General features: G+C 56.0%; 13 protein-coding genes. 9 read left to right on the plus strand and 4 right to left on the minus strand.

Features of this window, described 5'->3' with window-relative positions; translation table 11 throughout:
• Positions 1–108: 108 nt before the first annotated feature.
• Positions 109–717 (plus strand): hypothetical protein, encoded by a 609-nt coding sequence (locus VFA09_00745; protein ID HZU65778.1) that lies wholly within the window; start codon positions 109–111, stop codon positions 715–717.
• An 84-nt stretch (positions 718–801) separates the two neighbouring features.
• Here the strand turns inward: VFA09_00745 and groL are convergent, their stop codons facing one another.
• Positions 802–2,433 (minus strand): chaperonin GroEL, encoded by a 1,632-nt coding sequence (gene groL / locus VFA09_00750; GenBank protein ID HZU65779.1) that lies wholly within the window; start codon positions 2,431–2,433, stop codon positions 802–804.
• Between the two features lie 26 nt (positions 2,434–2,459).
• Positions 2,460–2,762 carry a co-chaperone GroES gene (gene groES, locus VFA09_00755; GenBank protein ID HZU65780.1) on the minus strand — a complete coding sequence of 101 codons (303 nt, stop codon included), beginning with the start codon at positions 2,760–2,762 and terminating at the stop codon, positions 2,460–2,462.
• A gap of 467 nt (positions 2,763–3,229) precedes the next feature.
• On the opposite strand from groES, the gene VFA09_00760 reads away from it, so the two are divergent.
• The 4 genes from VFA09_00760 to VFA09_00775 all read left to right on the plus strand — a co-directional run bounded on the left by VFA09_00760 (position 3,230) and on the right by VFA09_00775 (position 10,686).
• Positions 3,230–5,677: a UvrD-helicase domain-containing protein gene (locus VFA09_00760; protein ID HZU65781.1), complete on the plus strand. Its 2,448-nt coding sequence runs from the start codon at positions 3,230–3,232 to the stop codon at positions 5,675–5,677.
• A gap of 146 nt (positions 5,678–5,823) precedes the next feature.
• The gene (locus VFA09_00765) at positions 5,824–6,582 is read left to right on the plus strand and encodes an LppX_LprAFG lipoprotein (protein HZU65782.1); all 759 of its coding nucleotides are present in this window, start codon (positions 5,824–5,826) and stop codon (positions 6,580–6,582) included.
• A gap of 54 nt (positions 6,583–6,636) precedes the next feature.
• Positions 6,637–9,465 (plus strand): MFS transporter, encoded by a 2,829-nt coding sequence (locus VFA09_00770; protein HZU65783.1) that lies wholly within the window; start codon positions 6,637–6,639, stop codon positions 9,463–9,465.
• A gap of 69 nt (positions 9,466–9,534) precedes the next feature.
• Positions 9,535–10,686, plus strand: coding sequence for a hypothetical protein (locus VFA09_00775; GenBank protein ID HZU65784.1), 1,152 nt, complete (start codon positions 9,535–9,537; stop codon positions 10,684–10,686).
• A gap of 263 nt (positions 10,687–10,949) precedes the next feature.
• Here VFA09_00775 and VFA09_00780 read toward each other — a convergent pair whose 3' ends face one another.
• Positions 10,950–12,239 (minus strand): acyltransferase, encoded by a 1,290-nt coding sequence (locus VFA09_00780; protein HZU65785.1) that lies wholly within the window; start codon positions 12,237–12,239, stop codon positions 10,950–10,952.
• Positions 12,240–12,578: 339 nt separating this feature from the next.
• Here VFA09_00780 and radC point away from each other — a divergent pair, with 339 nt between their 5' ends.
• The 4 genes from radC to VFA09_00800 all read left to right on the plus strand — a co-directional run bounded on the left by radC (position 12,579) and on the right by VFA09_00800 (position 15,570).
• Positions 12,579–13,316, plus strand: coding sequence for a DNA repair protein RadC (radC, locus tag VFA09_00785; GenBank protein HZU65786.1), 738 nt, complete (start codon positions 12,579–12,581; stop codon positions 13,314–13,316).
• 515 nt (positions 13,317–13,831) lie between these two features.
• Complete coding sequence (locus VFA09_00790) at positions 13,832–14,326, plus strand: hypothetical protein (protein HZU65787.1); 495 nt, start codon at positions 13,832–13,834, stop codon at positions 14,324–14,326.
• Positions 14,327–14,493: 167 nt separating this feature from the next.
• Positions 14,494–14,976 (plus strand): RidA family protein, encoded by a 483-nt coding sequence (locus VFA09_00795; GenBank protein ID HZU65788.1) that lies wholly within the window; start codon positions 14,494–14,496, stop codon positions 14,974–14,976.
• A gap of 270 nt (positions 14,977–15,246) precedes the next feature.
• Entirely contained in the window at positions 15,247–15,570 is a 324-nt protein-coding gene (locus VFA09_00800; GenBank protein ID HZU65789.1) for a hypothetical protein, read from the plus strand.
• A gap of 68 nt (positions 15,571–15,638) precedes the next feature.
• On the opposite strand, the gene lon is transcribed toward VFA09_00800, so the two are convergent.
• A complete protein-coding gene (lon, locus tag VFA09_00805) occupies positions 15,639–18,443 on the minus strand; it encodes an endopeptidase La (GenBank protein ID HZU65790.1) in 2,805 nt (934 codons plus the stop codon).
• Positions 18,444–18,481: the final 38 nt, after the last annotated feature.

Raw genomic sequence — 18,481 nt, forward strand, 5'->3', positions numbered from 1 at the left:
GTCCCTTGCCAGAAGACGTTGGTAAAAACCATCATCGGCCCCAGGCCGAGTTACCCCAGATGATATAAAGGAATAGAGACCTGACATAACAAATAGTAAGGAGCGCGAATGAATAGCGAGGTTGAAAATAGCAAAGGCGAAGCAATAAATACCGGTAACAACACTACAACATCAGACCAGCATACTTCACATGCGGAAGAGGAAGACACCGTTAACTTCGATAAGTCAGACCCCGTCATGCAATCGGTACGCAGCAACCCTAAAGCAGAACAGGCCCTACGTTTGCCCAGCCGTACCGAACTCCGTAATCTCTGGTTTAAAGAGTATGGCGAGCAAGATTACGCCCTGCAAATGTGGGTACGCGTAGTAGAGCAACAAGACCTTGAAATCGAGATGATGCTACAGATGCAGGGCATGCTCATCTTTGGTCTCATGGTCAGCACGCAGCGCTATGCTCAATTCTATATCGATCTCAATGAGGAACTGCATCGCGAAAACGAACCTGAAACCGCCGATGCACTGCGCGATTACTACAGCGCCCTCATCCCACCGCAGGATCAGGAGATCGGCCCCGAAGGGCTGCCCATCCTCTATCGCTACATCCACATGCGCGACGTCACCATCATGAGCGGCGGCCAGAAAATCAAACTCCCCTACTGGCGTGGCAAACTCAGCGTCGTCGACGCATTCGTTGTAGGCGCTACCGCCGAAGAATAAAATGAGTTGATAGTGATGCGAAATGCAAACAGGCCACCCCGGCTGGGGTGGCCTGCTCGCATTTCCATCACTATCAACTCATTACTACATCATGCCGCCCATGCCGCCCATGCCACCGGGCATAGCAGGCGCAGGCTCTTCCTCCGGCACATCGGTAACAAGCGCATCCGTCGTCAGGAACATAGCCGCGATACTGGCCGCATTCTGCAGCGCCGAGCGCGTCACCTTGACAGGGTCAATAATGCCCGCCTCGAACATATCCACGTACTCGCCCTTCAACGCGTCGAAACCATGCCCGCGTGGGCTTCTGCTCACCTCGGCAGCCACTACCGCTCCATCGCGCCCGGCATTGAGCGCGATCTGGCGCAGCGGCTCCTCCAGGGCGCGGCGCAGGATATTTACGCCCGTCTGCTCGTCACCGGCAGCAACCTGCACCTTGCCAAGCGCCGGAATGGCATGCACCAGCACGGAACCACCACCGGCCACAATACCCTCTTCAACAGCCGCGCGCGTCGCCGAAAGCGCATCCTCAACGCGATGCTTCTTTTCCTTCAGTTCTACCTCCGTCGCGGCCCCGACCTTAATCACACCAACGCCACCGGCCAGCTTCGCCAGCCGCTCCTGCAGCTTCTCGCGATCATAGTCGCTCGTCGTCTCCTGAATCTGAGCGCGAATCTGCTTCACACGCGCCTGGATCGCTTCCGGCTTTCCAGCGCCCTCGACGATGGTGGTCGTATCCTTGTTGGCAAGCACCGTGCGCGCCGTGCCCAGGTCGCGCAGCGTCGCATTCTCCAGCTTCAGACCGGCCTTCTCGGTAATCACCCGGCCACCGGTCAGCACCGCGATATCCTCCAGCATCGCCTCGCGGCGATCACCAAAGCCAGGAGCCTTCACTGCCAGCACATTAAACGTGCCGCGCACCTTGTTCACTACCAGCGTCGCCAGCGCCTCGCCATCCACATCCTCGGCGATAATGACCATCTCCTTGCGCCCGGTCTGCAAAACGCGCTCCAGCACGGGCAGGATATCGGCAATCGCGCTGATCTTCTTATCCGTAATCAGGATGAACGGATTGGAAAGCTCCGCCTCCATGCGATCCATATTCGTCGCCATGTAGGGCGAGATATAGCCGCGATCAAACTGCATGCCCTCGGTATACTCTTTTTCCATGCTCAGCCCGCGGCCCTCTTCGACGGTAATCACACCATCTTTGCCGACCTTATCCATCACCTCGGCAATCAGCTCGCCGATTTCAGGGTCAGCCGCCGAGATAGAGGCGACCTGCGCCATCTGTTCCTGCGTCTCGACCGGCTTGCTCATCGACTTGATCTCCTCGATCACAGCCTCGACGCCCTTCTCGATGCCCCGCCGCAGGATCATCGGATTCGCGCCCGCCGCCAGGTTCTTCAGGCCCTCGGTAATAATCGCCTGCGCCAGCACGGTCGCGGTCGTCGTGCCATCACCGGCCACGTCGTTGGTCTTGGTTGCGACTTCCTTCAGCAACTGCGCGCCCATATTCTCGAACGGATCGGGCAGATCGATATCACGCGCGATGGTCACGCCGTCATTCGTAATCGTCGGCGCGCCATATTTCTTATCCAGTACCACATTGCGACCTTTCGGCCCCAGGGTCACCTTCACCGCATCGGCCAGCACGTCCATCCCCTTTTTCAGGGAGCGGCGAGCCTGTTCATCAAATTGTAATTGCTTTACCACGAACTCTTCTCCTACAAATTCCTTTTTTACTCAACAATACCCATAATGTCGCTCTCGCGCAGGATCAAATACTCCTCGCCATCCATCTTGACTTCCGTCCCGGCATACTTCGCAAACAGCACTCGCTGCCCAACCTTCACCTCCGGGGTGACTCGTTTGCCGTTATCCAGCACCTTGCCCGGACCAACCGCCAGGATTTCGCCCTCCTGGGGCTTCTCCTTCGCCGTATCCGGCAGCACGATGCCGCCTTTGGTCATGGTCTCACCCGACAGCGCCTTGACGACCACGCGGTCGGCCATTGGATGAATCCTGATATCATTTGTTGCCATACGCCAAATCCTCCCTATGTTTTTATTTTTGCGGGGTCAATTTCCACGAGTATCATTTAGCACTCTCAATGTGAGAGTGCGAACCTCCTACATCATACACCATTCGCAGTGGGATGACAAGGGGATTTTGCCGGTAATTACCCAGAAGTCCCCATCCTCTGACATGCCCCCGGCATGTCATTCTGAGCGAAGCGAAGAATCTCTGCCCAACTTCTCGTAATCACCGGATTACAGATGTCTTGACTTGTTTTGCCGTTTTTTCTAGTAAGGACAGCACTCGCTTGCCCATACCAAAAAGTGTCAGGGAGAGTGCCCCAACATCCCTCTTTCCTCTACATGTGATACAATAGCCACGAACTTATTTCTTGTTGAAACAATGCCGGCACAATGCAGTATTGGCATCTATAGGCGTCCCCATTGTATGGGCCTCGCCTCCTATCATACATATATAATTAGGGAAGTTGCGCATGTTGGAACAAACAGACTTGCTGGCCGGGCTGAATCAGCCGCAGCAACTGGCAGTCACTACTACCGAAGGACCCCTTCTGATCCTGGCCGGACCGGGCAGCGGCAAAACCCGCGTCATTACGCATCGCATTGCCTACCTGGTACAGCACGAACATATCTCGCCCTGGCGTATCCTGGCCGTCACCTTTACCAACAAGGCCGCCCGCGAAATGCGCGAGCGCCTGGAAAAGCTTGTCGGCGTCAGCGACTCCAAAGAAATGACCATCGGCACCTTCCATGCCATCTGCGCCCGCGTCCTGCGCATCGAAGCCGACTACCTGGCTCCCCTTGGCCTCAATCGCTCATTCGTCATCTTCGATACCGACGACCAGAATACGCTCATCAAACGCGCCATCAAAGATCTGAACCTGGATGAGAAACAATACCGGCCCGCGACCATGCAAAGCCTCATCTCACGGGCCAAAAATGATATGCAGGTGCCCGATCAGATGGCCGAACTCGCCTCTAAATATATCGAAGAGGTAGCAGCTCGCGTCTATAAGCAGTACCAACGCCTCTTGCGCGCCAATAACGGCGTCGATTTCGACGACCTGCTCATGCTCACCGAACAGCTGTGGCGCCGCGAACCAGAAGTCCTGCGCAAATACCAGCAGAAGTGGCAATACATTCACGTCGATGAGTTCCAGGATTGCAACCTGCCCCAATACAAGCTCATTCGCCTGCTCGGCTATGGCACCGACGACCGCCACGAAGGAATCGGCAATGTCTGCGTCGTGGGCGACGACGACCAGATGATCTATACCTGGCGCGGCGCCAGCGCCGAGAACGTGCAGCGTTTCGAGCGCGACTTCCCCCGCACGAAAATCATCCTGCTCGAACAGAACTATCGCTCGACCCAGACCATCCTCGACGCCGCCCAGAACGTTGTGCGCCGCAATCGCCTGCGCAAGGACAAACGCCTGTGGACAGCCCTGGGCACCGGCGAAAAAGTCGTCCTGCACGAGGCCTACAATGAGGAAGAAGAAGGACTCTTTGTAGCCCGCGAGATCGCTCGCCTGCTCGCTCGCGGCGAGATCGAGAAGCGCGGCGATGTCGCCGTCATGTATCGCACCAACGCCCAGTCACGCGCCCTGGAAGAGCAATTCCTGCGCGCCAACATTCCTTATAAGGTGATAGGCAGTCGCAAATTCTACGAGCGCAAAGAAATCAAGGACATGCTCGCCTACCTGCGCCTGCTGGCGAACCCGCATGATGACCTCAGCATGTCGCGCATCATCAACGTCCCCAACCGCAAAATCGGCCCCAAAACGCTCGGCGAATTGCAGCAGTGGGCCAACGACCAGCATATCTCGCTCTACGAAGCCGTGCAGCACGTCGACGAGCATCCTACGCTCGGCAAGGCCGCTAAAACCGCCTTGAAAGCCTTCGCCGAACTGCTTGCCGACCTGACCAAATCCATTGAAGAACTGACGCTGCCGGAATTATTGGATCGCACCGCCGAACGCAGCGGTTATGGTCCGGAACTCCGCGAATCCTCCGAGGGCGAAGAGCGCTGGAGCAACGTCCTGGAATTGCGGCGCGTCGCAGAAGACTATTCTGAGATCGAGACCGCTACCGCGCTCGAACTCTTCCTCGAAAACGTCGCCCTGGTGGGTGGCGCCGATACCGCGCAGACCGGCGAGGATGGCACGCTTATCAAAGAAGAGAACAAGGATGCCGTCACCCTGATCACCCTGCATGCCGCCAAGGGCCTGGAATATCCCATCGTCTTCATCGTTGGCATGGACGAAGGTTCGCTGCCGCACGCGCGCTCCGTCGATAAGCCCGAACAACTGGAAGAAGAGCGCCGCCTGGCCTATGTCGGCTTTACGCGTGCCATGCGCCGCCTCTACCTCGTGCGCGCCTATCGCCGCTCCTATTTCGGCGAGACGCAAATCACCGAACCATCGCGCTTCCTCGACGATATCCCTATTCATCTCGTTTCTACTCCTGGTGGTGGAACATCGAAGCAAGCCGGCGGTTTGCGTGCTGCCGCCAATCGCAACAACAACTGGGACGACGACTACAACCAGGATACGTGGTCCTCGCGTGAAACCGGTCGCACATTCGGTAGCGGCAAACCATCGACCGGGGCAAGGAATCAAACATCGCAATGGACCCCGCGTTCCTCATCCAACATCTCAAAGGTGCCGCCCTCGCTGCCGCCACAGAAGAGCAGCGGCAATGGAACACCGCCACTGTCATCATCCTCATCGACCACGCCACCCGCGAAGCCGAAAGGACAGCAGTTCAAGCCGGGCGACCGCGTGCGACACGACAAATTCGGCGAGGGCATTATCCTCAAAAGCGAAATGCAGGAGGCCACTGAATTCGTCGAAGTTCAATTCGGCAGCAAGTTCGGCAAAAAACGCCTCAGCATGGACTTCGCAAAACTCGAAAAAATATAAATACCTGTACCATAAAGTACCATCGTGTATGCTCCAATGCCTCTATGCCCCCAAAGGTTCACCGGCCTGCGTTGATTTGTTTCAGTAAGGGTAAATTATCTCGAAGCAGCCAGAAATTATCTAATTAGATCTCGGAGGCATCTCTAATGAACTTATCGCGTATTTCGATGCGTCGCGCACTCGCTTGCGCCCTGCTCTGCCTGGCAGGTGGATTGTTGCTGGTTGGCTGCACTCCGCCCTGGCAGCATAATAACGTCATTGCCGCCAGCAATTTCGGCGCGAAGCCGACCGCTAAGCAGGTGCTGGCTATGGTACAGAAAAACTTTCACAATGTTACCGCGTTCCATGTCGTAATGAAGACCTATAATCTGGGCACCCCAACGGGCGACAATCAGATCCAGATTCGCACCGCCGAGGGCGACGTGCTGATGCCGGATAAAGTCAAGGCCCAGGCCAATGTATTGCTTTCGGGACAGGCCGTTACAATCAATCTCATCAGTATCGGCGACACGCAATACATCACTGATCCCATTACCGGCCAGTGGCGCGTCGTCAAGGGCGTGCTGGATGCCAGTACGCTGACAAATCCCGATACCGGCATCATCTCGCTGGCAAACAAACTTCAGAACGTCACCGGTCCTACAGCCGATACTGTCAACGGCACACCCTGCTGGCGCGTCAATGGCCTGCTGGATGCCAAATATCTCGCATTTCTCACCGGCGGCGGTGTCCCTCCCGGAACCATGCTCAAGACCAGCATCTGCGCCGGCAAAGCAGACGCCCTGCTCTACGAGTTAAAAGTCACCGGTCAGGCTACCACGACTGACACTCCTCAGACCACGCGCACATTTGAAATCTCGAACTACAACGAAAATATCAGCATCAATGCTCCACAAATTCAATGAGCGTGATCTTTTTATCTTTGTTCTCATCGTTCAAAGCTTCTCAAGAGGGGCATCATGTACACATTGGAAGACGATCAAGAAACATCCGAAAACCTGCGCAAGCGCAACTTCATAAACGCGACCGGCGCCCCGGCCTCTTCGGATGCGCTACCCGGTGAGGACAGCGGCTTGTCCCTGTCCTCACCGGGAGATCCAGGACAGGCCTCAGGCGCTGTCCCTACCAGGCCGCTGTCATTTTCGCAGCAGATTACGAGTTCTTTCAAGAAGCTCACGACTCCCGGCAAGAATGTCACAGCCGCGAGTCCTGCTGGAAAACGCGTAGCGGTAGCCGCTCTCACCGTTGCCTGCATTGGCGTCTTTTTCACCGCCCTCGACCAGACGGTGGTCGTCACAGCATTACCGCAAATCATCGAAGACCCTGGCATCAACATTTCCATCGCACAGATCGACCACGCCGCCTGGATCGTCAGCGCGTACCTGCTGGGATTCATCATCGCCATGCCCTTGATGGGGCGTGTCTCCGATATTTTTGGTCGTCGCCGCATCTTTCTGCTCTGCATGAGCATTTTCGGCATTGGCTCCATTTTCTGCGGCCTGGCTCCGTGGCTCGGACAAAACGTAGACCTCAGTTTCCTGAGCGCGCTTGGCATCGATACCTCGTCATCCGGCCTGATCTGGCTCGTCGCCGCCCGTTTCTTTCAGGCCATCGGCGGTGGAGCAGTTGTACCCGTTGCCATGGCCATCGTCAGCGATTTCTATGGGCAGGAGCGGCGCGCCCTGGCATTGGGCATCGTCGGCGCCGTCACCGAAGCTGGCGGCGTGGTTGGCCCATTATATGGCGCCATCATTGTAGAACGCTTCGGCTGGACGTACATCTTCTTCTTCAACGCGCCGATTGTTTTTGTACTCATGCTTGCCGCCTGGTTCTTTATTCCCAAAGGCAAACGCCTGCGTGAGAACATCGACTGGTTGGGAGCCATCCTGCTAGGCCTGGCCCTCACCTGCCTGAGCCTGGGGTTGGCGCAGCAGGGAACCGAACTGGGTCCAACCACAGTCAATGGTTCCGCGCCACAAAATAATCCTGTCTCATTGGCCCTGGCCGTCGTTTTCTTGATCGCGTTCATTGTTGTCGAATGCATTCCACGCTGGTCGATCCCGCGTCTCTCGCTCTCGAAGCGCTTCCCATTCATTCGCGCTGGCATCGTCAAGCAGGTACGCTGGCCCGTCGTCGATCTCTCGCTTTTCAAACGGCTGCCGTTCTCGGCCACCTCGCTGGTTAGCCTGTTCATCGGCGCGGCGCTGATCATCGCCATGGCCGATATTCCGATCTTCGTCAACACCGTCCTCGCCCGGCAAATACCCGCCGATCAACTGCCCCTGGTTAGCGGCCTTGCCTTGATGCGCATGACCATCATGATTCCCATCGGAGCTTTCCTGGGCGGCTGGTTGTGCAGTCGCCTCTCATGCCGCGTCACTGGCGTACTGGGCCTGCTCTTTGCCGCGACCGGTTTCTATCTCATGAGTCGCTGGCCACTCAATGTTGATTGGAACCAGATCACCATCAGCACTGTGACCACCGGCTTCGGCTTTGGCCTCGTCATCGCCCCCATCGGCACAACCGCCATCAACGCCGTCAAAGCCAATCAAGCCGGTATGGGTTCATCCATCGTTACCTCGCTGCGCATGCTCGGCATGACGCTGGGCCTGGCCGCCCTGACTTCCTGGGCGCTGGCCTACTTCAAACAACTGGCCTCTCAATATCCATCCCTGCCCGTCACGGCCACCGCCGACCAGTTTGCGCAGTGGTCGAAGGGCTATGCCGATCATTTGATCAATGCCGCCCACACCGTCTACAGCGCCGTGTTCTTCACCACCATGATCCTGTGCCTGATTGCCATCATCCCCGCTATATTCCTGTGGGGCAGTAAAGCGGTCGCCCAGCAATCTCAGGAAGATCTGGCGGAAATGCCAACCCTACCACCTCTAAGCGAGGCGCCCGCGCCATCCGATCCTGCTCTGTTTAGCGACGAAACCATCGCGACCGCGGCTCCCGTTGCCGGAACATTCCTCGCAGTCGCCGATGCCGATATGCTCGACCAGAGCAGCCTGGCCGAACCGCCAACCATTCCACCGGTCGTCGACGATGGCGGTGATGATGGGAATGGGAATCCCAAACCCAGAAAGAAACGACGCCTGATTCTCGCCCTTGCCTGTCTCGCTCTTGTCCTGCTTTTAGTAGCAGCAGGCGTATTTGCCGCCCTCGAATGGCAATCTCCCGGCCCTTCAACAGCCTCGAATAGCTCGCCCAGCGGCTCAACAGGCTCGACATCAGCTCCAACAGCCACGCCAGAATCCGGGCCGCGCATGTTCCAATTGGCATTGGATGACACGGCGCTCACCTCGCTCTTTGTCTCGCAGCTTGGCCTGAATCAGAATACGCTGACCGATATGAAGCTCACGCCTGAACCTGGCGATGGCCTGATTCTCAGCCTGAACCTGCATATCGACTCCAGCGGCATTCATCGCGTTATGCCCATTGAAATGGATACTATCATCGGTATCGATTCGCATCAAAACATCCAACTACAGGTGCTGCATTTGAAACGCGACGGCATCGATGCCGGACCCGCTGCCGCCGCCAACATGCAAAAGGCCCTGAATCAATTGCTGATCAACTCGCTCATGCCATCGCTGCGCGCCCAGTTGCGGAACGTCAAGCTCATCTCCATCCATACCAGCAAAACCATCGTCTGTGGTGGTGGCGCTGAGCTGCTCGTCCTGCTTATCCAGGCGCCGCCCATCCAGGGTATTGCCGCGCAGCCAACGCCGGTCGCGCTCTGTTTCAAAGGACCTGTCGATATCAATAAATTATTGCCGCACTGATGATGCTACGGGCTTCGCCGCGTAGGGGCCGATCAATCGGCCCCGCAAGCCCAATAAGGAGACCGCACCATGAAACGCATATACTACTTCAAATTCGGCTGGATACTGCTGCTGGCAGTCCTCGTACTGGGAGTCTCGATCATCACTCCGGCGGCAGCATCCAACAAAGTCGTCAAACAAACGCCGCTTATCGCGCACCAGTCGGCCGCCACGTCGATTAATGCCACCTTTTATCTTACTACCGCCAGCCTGAAATCCTTATTCCAGAGCCATATGGATTCTCAGGTTCCTACTTCCGTCAACAGCGCCATCACCAGCATGATCAGCACGCTGCCCAAACAGGATCAAGACTGGGCTTATCTCATGGCTACCACGCTGATCCAACCATCCGCAACCCTCGTCAGCCTCGTACCCCAGAAAGGTGGCCTGGCTATGACGCTGAAATTGAGTCTCTATCCCGGCGACCCCCTGCCCACCACCTCCAGCATGCTCATTACCTTCACCGTTCTGAACTCGACGACAGCCCAGGTCAGTGCCAGTCCCATGAATGGTAGTCCCGCATTGATGTCCGGCCCGCTCAGCACCTTCACTATGCCGCTGGGCTCGCTCAATAAAATTAATTCCACACCCGGTTGTGGCGCCTCATCTCTTGCCCTGAACCTGAAATTTCCCGTTTCAGTAGGGCAGTCCCAATCCTCTTCCCCACCACAACAAAGTGCCAACGCAACGGGCGGCCAGAATCTTCTGGCATCCCAGCTTACAACCAGAACGCTCGCTTCCAGCAACGTCAATTCCTATATCGAAATTCCTGCCTCCTCGCTTGCGTCCATGGGCAGCGCTATTGGCAGCATGCCCGTTGGCAACGGCCTCACCGCCCAGAATTTTCAGATCAGCGTCCAGAATCCGAACATACTGATTACCTCCGACATCATCTGGAGCGGCCTGAATATCGGTACTGCTACCACCACTATGATGCCCTCCGCTGAAGCCGGCAAAATGGTCGTCCATGTCGTCAACACTACCCTCAACCTCTTCGGCTTCATCCCTTTCCCCATGAACAGTTACAACGCGCAGACCGAGCAGACACTTAACTCGGAACTGGGCAGCGCCTTCGGGAGCACCTATTATGTTGCCTCAGCTGCCATTGGCCCCAACAGCCAGTTGCCCTGCGCAGCCCAGGACAGCCTCGTCTTGTCAGGCACAGCAAACTTGAATTTGTAAGGGCGGCCCTTGTGGTTTATACGGGCAGGTTTATGCAGCGCTCCAGGGCCGTGTCATTCTGAGCGCAGCGAAGAATCGAAGCAGAAGCCTTCGTTACGAAGGCACACGGAATTCGTCCAGGGCCGTGTCATTCTGAGCGCAGTGAAGAATCCGCGTGCGCCAGAGATTCTTCGCTGCGCTCAGAATGACACGCTCCAGGAGCGCTGCAAAAAAACCTCCGACCGCGCTCCCGTAGGGGCCGGTTTACCGCGCCCACCGCCGATTTATCGGCCCTCTGTGGCTCTCGTCTTTACCGTACACACCGCCGATTCATCGGCCCTCTGTGGCTCTCGTCTCTTTTCAATACGACTCCACAGCTTCTCACCAAGCGCCACGCCCGGCTTCTCGATCAGCAGGTAGGAGATGGCAGAGAAAGGAATAATCACGAAGCACGCAAACAACCAGTACAGGCTAAATGCTGCCAGCGGATTCCATCCTTGCAAGTGATTTTCCGCATTACTTGCGAAAAAGATCAGCAGTGGCAGGTGCCACATGTACAGGCTGAAGGAGATCAGCCCGATCCAACGCAATGGCCGCCATTCAAAAGGTCTTTTTAGCGTCCTGGAGCCAAACAGGATCGCGAAGATGCACAGGCCGAAACCCAGCGAAAATCCCAGTTCGCCTAACCAGTTATATTGCTCGTTCACTATGCCGAAAGACCATACCGGATTCCCCTGATTGAAACGCCACATGGCACAGAAGACCAGCGCCAGTATGGCACTACCCCACAGCCAGGGAGCCAGGCGCCGCGCTATCCTGTGAAATCTTCCCTCGCTAGACACCTGCCGAGCGAAGATAAAAAGCAGGCTCAGCAGCATACCCACACCGAAGTCTTCAAGAAACTTTCCATAGCTGCCATAGGTAAAGAACAGGATCACGTTCAGCATTGAGCGCGGCATCAGAAAGGTCTCTGTAGGATGCTGTGAAAAGTAGTATCCCCAGTAGCGCGAAGACAGCCCCCAGGCAATCAATAGGCCCAGGCAGCCTATCACCAGCCACAAACGCCGTTTCATCGAGCCGCCCTTAAATAGCCGCAGCACGATGAAGCCCATCGCCAGCGTAAACAGTGGCAGCAGCATATAAAACTGCCATTCCACGCCCAGCGTCCAGAACGGCCCGTTGATCTTCTGGTACGTGATGCTGCTCGACTCCATGAAGAAGACCAGGAACAGCCCTAATTCTTTCCAGTGAGCCGGCTGCAAGTATTCCCTGTGCGCGAACAGCACCAGTAAAAACAGGCACGCATAGTATGCCGGAATGATGCGAAATGCCCGGCGCAGGTAGAAACGCCGCGCCGACGACCAGGTCGTATGCTCGACTAGCAAGGATTTAGCGTAGGGCATGAAGAGCAGGAAGCCCGATAATACGAAGAACAGTGTCACGCCTGTCGCTCCGGCATAGACAATTGCGCCAAAAAGAGCATGCGAGCGATTGAACGGGTCCCAAAGCCCTGTACTGACACCGATCCGGCTAATATGGAACGCCATTACTATCAAGCAGGCGATAGCTCGCACACCATCAAGGGTAGGGATAGAATTTTTCTGTTTTTTATCTTCTAGTAGATATGCTAACCAGTGGTTTACTCCACGCCCAGCTCCCTGTATCCACGTCCATGACTGATGTATAAATGGTATCAAATGGCCGAATAAAATGAGATACCTCCTCTAGCTCCATACGCACTTCGTCCTTCTTCTCGGTGCTGCCAGCAATTCTGGTGTGTCAGTCTCTAAAAATTTCAACGGCCCATTGGTAGGAAAAGTTTTGGAAAGTCTTTTTTCCTACTGCTTGCGTTTTTCCTGCAATAGCTGTAAAGTTCATCTCAACAACACGAGTAAAGGAGCAACGCGTAGACTATGCCCACACTTGAAAAGACCGCCGGCAAAATCGTCCCTTTACCGGTCAGACTGGAATACCATGCCACCGTCCACGATATGCCCACCGACGAACGCCCGCGCGAGCGACTGCAAAACTATGGCGCCCAGGCCCTCTCGAACGCCGAACTTCTTGCCATCATCCTGCGCACCGGCACCACGCGCGACAACGTCCTGGAACTCTCAGGAAAACTGCTTGCCAAATACGGTGGACTGAGTGGCCTGATGCGCGTCGACTTTCGCGAATTGTGTTCAGAGTATGGCCTGGGCGAGGCCAAAAGCGCCCAGCTCAAGGCCGCATTGGAGATCGGGCGCAGGCTCGGCCTGATGCAACCCGACGAAAAATACCAGATCAAATCGCCAGCCGATGCCGCGAATCTCGTGATGATGGAAATGTGCTACCTCGATCACGAGCAGATGCGCATCCTCACCCTCGACACCAAAAATCAGGTCGTCGAAAACATCGGTCGCTACCAGGGGACCGTCAACAGTTCCGTCCTGCGCGCCGCCGAAATCTTTCGCCCGGCCATCATGCGCAACTGCCCCGGCGTCATCATCTGTCACAACCACCCCAGCGGCGATCCCACTCCCTCCCCTGAGGATATCGCGGTCACAGAGCAACTGGTGCAGGCGGGCAAGGTGCTGGATATCGAACTGGTGGATCACCTGGTGATCGGAAATCATAGGTTTGTGAGTTTGAAGGAACGGCTGCGGTGGTAGCGTGGATGTCCGGCGGCAAAAACGTTTGATAAACAAACCGTAACCTGATTCATTAGCTGTGCATCAATAAAAATTGACATATGTGTGATCTGTTCTAATGGATCACAAAGTGATGGGATAAAATTTGATTCTTAGCTCGTTTATAAGGTAGGTGCATTAGACAGCTATTTGGAGGAATTGATCGGGTAGAGGTTCTAGAACTCGCTGGCTAGCCACCGAAGAGGCTGAATCGTGTAAGGAAATTGTAATTCCAACGACTATACAAAGGTCGCGCGAAACTCAAAGGTTGGCACTTGAGCAACACAGGGAGGACTTATGAACCGCTTCGTCAAAATCCTGGTTAATGTTCTGTGCGTTGGTACATTCACATTTGCTTTTCTATTTCTACCATCTGTAGCCGGAGCGCAATCTCCTCAATCGAAATGCGGAAAATGGAGTATTGTTCCCAGTCCTGACCCCGGTATGTCCAACTCTCTCTTAAACGTAGCTGCCATTTCTAACAGCGATGCTGGGCCGTGGGTTACTATGCAGGGAATAATGGAAACAATCAAACGCTGGCCGAACATTGGGATGGAACTGCCTGGAGCGTTGTCCCCAGCCTGAACATTATGAATAGCAATTTTAATGGCGTATCTGCCGTTCCTAATAGCAACGATCTTCTGGCGGTGGGAGCTTATCTAAGTTCCCGCGAGAAAACACTGGTCGGGCAGTGGAATGGAACGAGTTGGAGTAAAATTAATAGTCCTGATGTGGGTAAAGATTATAGCGGATTTTCGAGCGTCATTGCCCTGACTACAAACAACGCCTGGGCTGTGGGTGGTGCATTAGACCCCAACACCTTCCAGGGGCCGGCACTAGTCGAGCATTGGAACGGAAGTAAATGGAGCATCGCTCACAGCCCAGCCGTTAATGGATTCCTGAATAGCGTGACAGCAGTTCCGTCCAGTAACATGCTCTGGGCAGTTGGCGCAACTTCTAGCGGTCAGACACTTACCGAAAGCTACTGCTAAATGCAATAAACTCAGGCTATGGGGCAAGGAGTATAATTCTTACCATCTTCATGTCGACAATGACGGTGACAACGGCTACAATGGAGAAATGCTGAGGCAGGCAGTGTGCGGATTGACTGGCATGCAGCTTGCCTGATGAATGCGATGCAAGGAAAGGAAAGGTGTCTATGCAAATTGAAGCCAGGCTCGAGGCCCTGGGACTCGTCCTTCCCGCAGCCCCCAAGGCCCCGCCGGGGATCAAGCTTTCGTTCTCCTGGATCCGCAAGCGCGGCAATCGGATCTATGTGTCAGGACATTCGGCTCAAGCTCCTGACGGTTCATTCCCTGGCCCCTTTGGCAAAGTGCCGACCGAGGTTTCTCTGGAGGCGGCCCAGGCCGCAGCCCGATCCACCGCCCTCTCCATGCTTGCCAGTCTCAAGCGGGAACTCGGAGACCTCGATCGTGTGACCGCCTGGTTGATGGTGTACGGCATGGTCAACGCGGAACCCGGCTACGCCCAGACCACCAATGCCATTAATGGTTTCTCGGACCTGATTCTTGAGCTGTATGGACCAGAGGTGGGACAGCATGCTCGTGTGGCTGTCGGCATGGCGACCTTACCTCTCAACAATGCCGTCACCATTGCAGCCGAAGTGGAATTTGCGCCGTGAGATTCACCTGCACTCCCTGCCCTCTCACCGGGATCTGGGGAGACGAAGAGCGTCTCCCTTGTCCTGGACAAGCACTTCCTGCATGTCGGCAATCCAGGTAGACCCAGCATTGTCTGGCTTCACAACGTCTTTGCGTTCTTAAATCATCATGTGGTACGATATCAAACATGTATCGCAATGCGATAAAAGGGCATATCCTCGTATGATGCTAAAAATAGGCATACTGAGTCATCTTTAGCCATCAGGTAGTTCTCGTGAAAGGCCAGAGCAATGGGCGACGAAGCCACAAGTTTCAACATCTATGACATGCGAACGGGCCGCCTGGCTGCAAGAATAGGCACCGATGAGACCGTGCAAGGCGCAGGTGATCCAGAGGCCGAGGCAACCTTGAAGGCGCTCATGCAGCAAGAAATCGTCGTCCGCGAAGAGCAGCTCAATCTCGACCCAGAAGATGAGGACGAGGAGATTGATTTGTTCCCTGAAGAGACTATGTGCTATATCGACTTGATAACGCTTCGCCCCGGCGATCCCAGGCATCTCAAGGCTTTTCTCTTGCGGCTGCCATATGTCAGCCATTACGAGGTGCGCCCATAAGGAGCAAGATAAGATAAAGGACCAGCACGACATTGTGCTGGTCCTTTATCTTATCTTGCTGGCTGTACTTACTGAGCTTTTGCCGCCGCCTTCTCCACCTTGCGGCGTTTTGGTCGCTCCTGCTCGCGGTGCCGGTCGTGTCCATTTCCGGCCTCCTTACCATGCGTCGTGAGCTTGTCGAAGCCCTCGATGGCCGTTTCGAGTACCTGCCGGATATCCGTCACGAAGACGAAATGCATCTGGTCGCGCAGTTCCTTTGGCAGGTCTTCCATCAGGTCTATCTCGTTCTTCTTGGGCAGAATCACGGTGCGAATGCCAGAACGATAGGCTGCCAGCACCTTCTCTTTGACGCCGCCAATCGGCATCACCTTGCCGCGCAGCGTAATCTCGCCCGTCATTGCCACATCTGAGCGCACATTATGGCCGCTTGCCAGTGACACCAGCACCGTCACCATTGTCACGCCCGCAGATGGACCGTCCTTGGGAATCGCCCCTGCCGGTACGTGAATATGCACGTTCTGGTTCTCGAACACATTGGCGGGCAGGCCCAGCGACTCCGCGTGCGAGCGCACATAGCTTAGCGCCGCTATTGCCGACTCCTTCATCACATCGCCCAGTTGGCCCGTCAGGATCAACTGGCTCTCCTTGCCGGGCATCGCGGCTGCCTCAATGAAAATGATCTCGCCCCCGACCGGCGTCCAGGTCAGTCCTGTGGCGATACCCGGACGGTCGATGCGCTCCGCGACCTCCTCGAAAAAGCGCTGCCTTCCCAGGTATTCTGGCACATCTTCTGCCGTGACGTGGATGGGCGTTTGCTTACCCTCCGCGACCTGTTTGGCGACCTTGCGGCACAGCGAGCCGATCTCGCGTTCCAGGTTGCGCACGCCCGCCTCGCGTGTATAGTCACGGGCGATGCGCCTGAGCGCCGCGTCATCCACCGTCAGTTCGTCCTTTTTCAGCCCGTTGGCCTCAAGCTGCTTGGGCAAGAGGTAGTTGCGGGCGATGTGCAGCTTCTGTTCCTCAGTATAGCCGGAGAGTTCGAGTATCTCCATGCGGTCGCGCAGGGCCGGTGGAATAGGCTCCAACGCGTTGGCAGTGGCGATGAACATCACGTGCGACAGGTCGAACGGCAGGTCCAGGTAGTTATCGCGGAAGTTGTAGTTCTGTTCGGGGTCCAGCACCTCCAGCAGCGCCGAGGATGGATCGCCGCGCCAGTCCGCCCCCACCTTGTCTACCTCATCCAGCATAATCACCGGGTCGTTCGTATCCACGCGCCGCAGCGTCTGGATAATCCGTCCCGGCATCGCTCCGATATAGGTGCGGCGGTGCCCGCGAATCTCGGCCTCGTCACGGATGCCGCCCAGCGACATGCGCGCGAACTTACGCCCCAGCGCCCGCGCAATCGACTGCCCCAGCGAAGTTTTTCCTACTCCCGGCGGTCCGACGAAACACAGAATAGGCTCGCGGTTGATCTGCCGCAGACCCTCCTGCGATACCAGCGGCTGCGTCGGTCGTATCTCCTCCGTCTCAACACCATCCTGAACGGTAGCCACTTCCTTGCTGCGTTCAAGCTGCTCGGCCATGCGCTCTTCCTTGAGGCGCCGAACGGCCAGGTATTCCAGGATGCGATCCTTGATCTTTTCCAGGTCATAGTGATCCTGGTCGAGCACCTGCCGGGCGCGCGCAACATCGATCGTTTCACCGGTGCTTTTGCTCCACGGCAGGCTCGTCAGCAATTCCAGGTAGGTGCGAATGATGCTATATTCGGGTGAGACGGTCGGTAGTTTTTCGAGCCGCGATAGCTCGCGATTGGCCTCTTTCAAGGCCTCCTCTGGCATCTTCGCCTCGTCGATTTTGCGCCGCAGCTCGTTGATAGTGGCCTGCTCTTCGCTCTCCTCGCCCAGTTCGCGCTGGATCGCCTTCAGCTGCTCGCGCAGCAGGTATTCGCGCTGCACTTTACCCATCTCTTCCTGGGCGCTGGACTGAATTTTCTTGCCCAGCTCGAAGATTTCCAGCTCGTGGCGCAGAAAACTGCTCAAATTCTCCAGCTTGGCGCGTACCGAGTCAAGTTCCAGCAATTTCTGGCGCAGCTCCAGGTCCATCTGCACGAAAGTGGCAATGACGTAGACCACCTGGCGCGGCTCCTCTAGATTAAGCGTCGCCGCTGCCACCCCTTCGGGCACGTTCTGCACCAGGGCCACCAGGCGCTGGAAGTAGCCCACAACGTTGCGTTTAATCGCCTCGGTTTCGTCATCCGTTTCCTGCAAATCCGGCTTCAGCGTCACATGCGCGGCCAGGTAGGGCTTCTCTTGTGTGAACTCACCGATATCGACGCGCTCCAGGCCCTGCACTATGATCTGGATCGTCCCGTCCGGCATGCGAATCATACGCGCTATACGCGAAACGGTGCCGATCTTGAAGATGTCGTTCGGCCCCGCCTGCTCGATGTCGGCGGACTTTTGCGCGACCAGCACTACGAGGCGGTTCCCGCGCATCACATCATCGATCAGGCGAATCGAGCGTTCCTGGCCCACCCCAAGCGGCTGCACGGCGAAAGGATAAATGACGGTATCCTTCAAGGGCAGAACCGGCAAGACATCAGGAATTGTTAAAGGCTCGTCATCATCTTCATCGCTCTGCTTGCGTGAGGCCGTTTCTCGTTCCCCGCTAGAGGAAGCCGAACCCTCCTTTTCATCGCGCTGACTGGTGGGTGTCGTATCGCTCTTCCCGCGTGCTTCCGGTGTCTCCTCTGTTTCCTGCGCTTCCCCTGCTTCAGGCGCAGAACCCTGCTGATCGTGGCTATCGTCAAATTGTCCTTCTACCCCTTGTTGCAGATGTTCTTCGCCAGATGTTTCTACAGCGTCTTGATTCAAGTGATTTTTTTCCATACAAATGACCTTTTCAAAAAATG

It is taken from the genome of Ktedonobacteraceae bacterium (assembly GCA_035653615.1).
Lineage (GTDB): Bacteria > Chloroflexota > Ktedonobacteria > Ktedonobacterales > Ktedonobacteraceae > DASRBN01.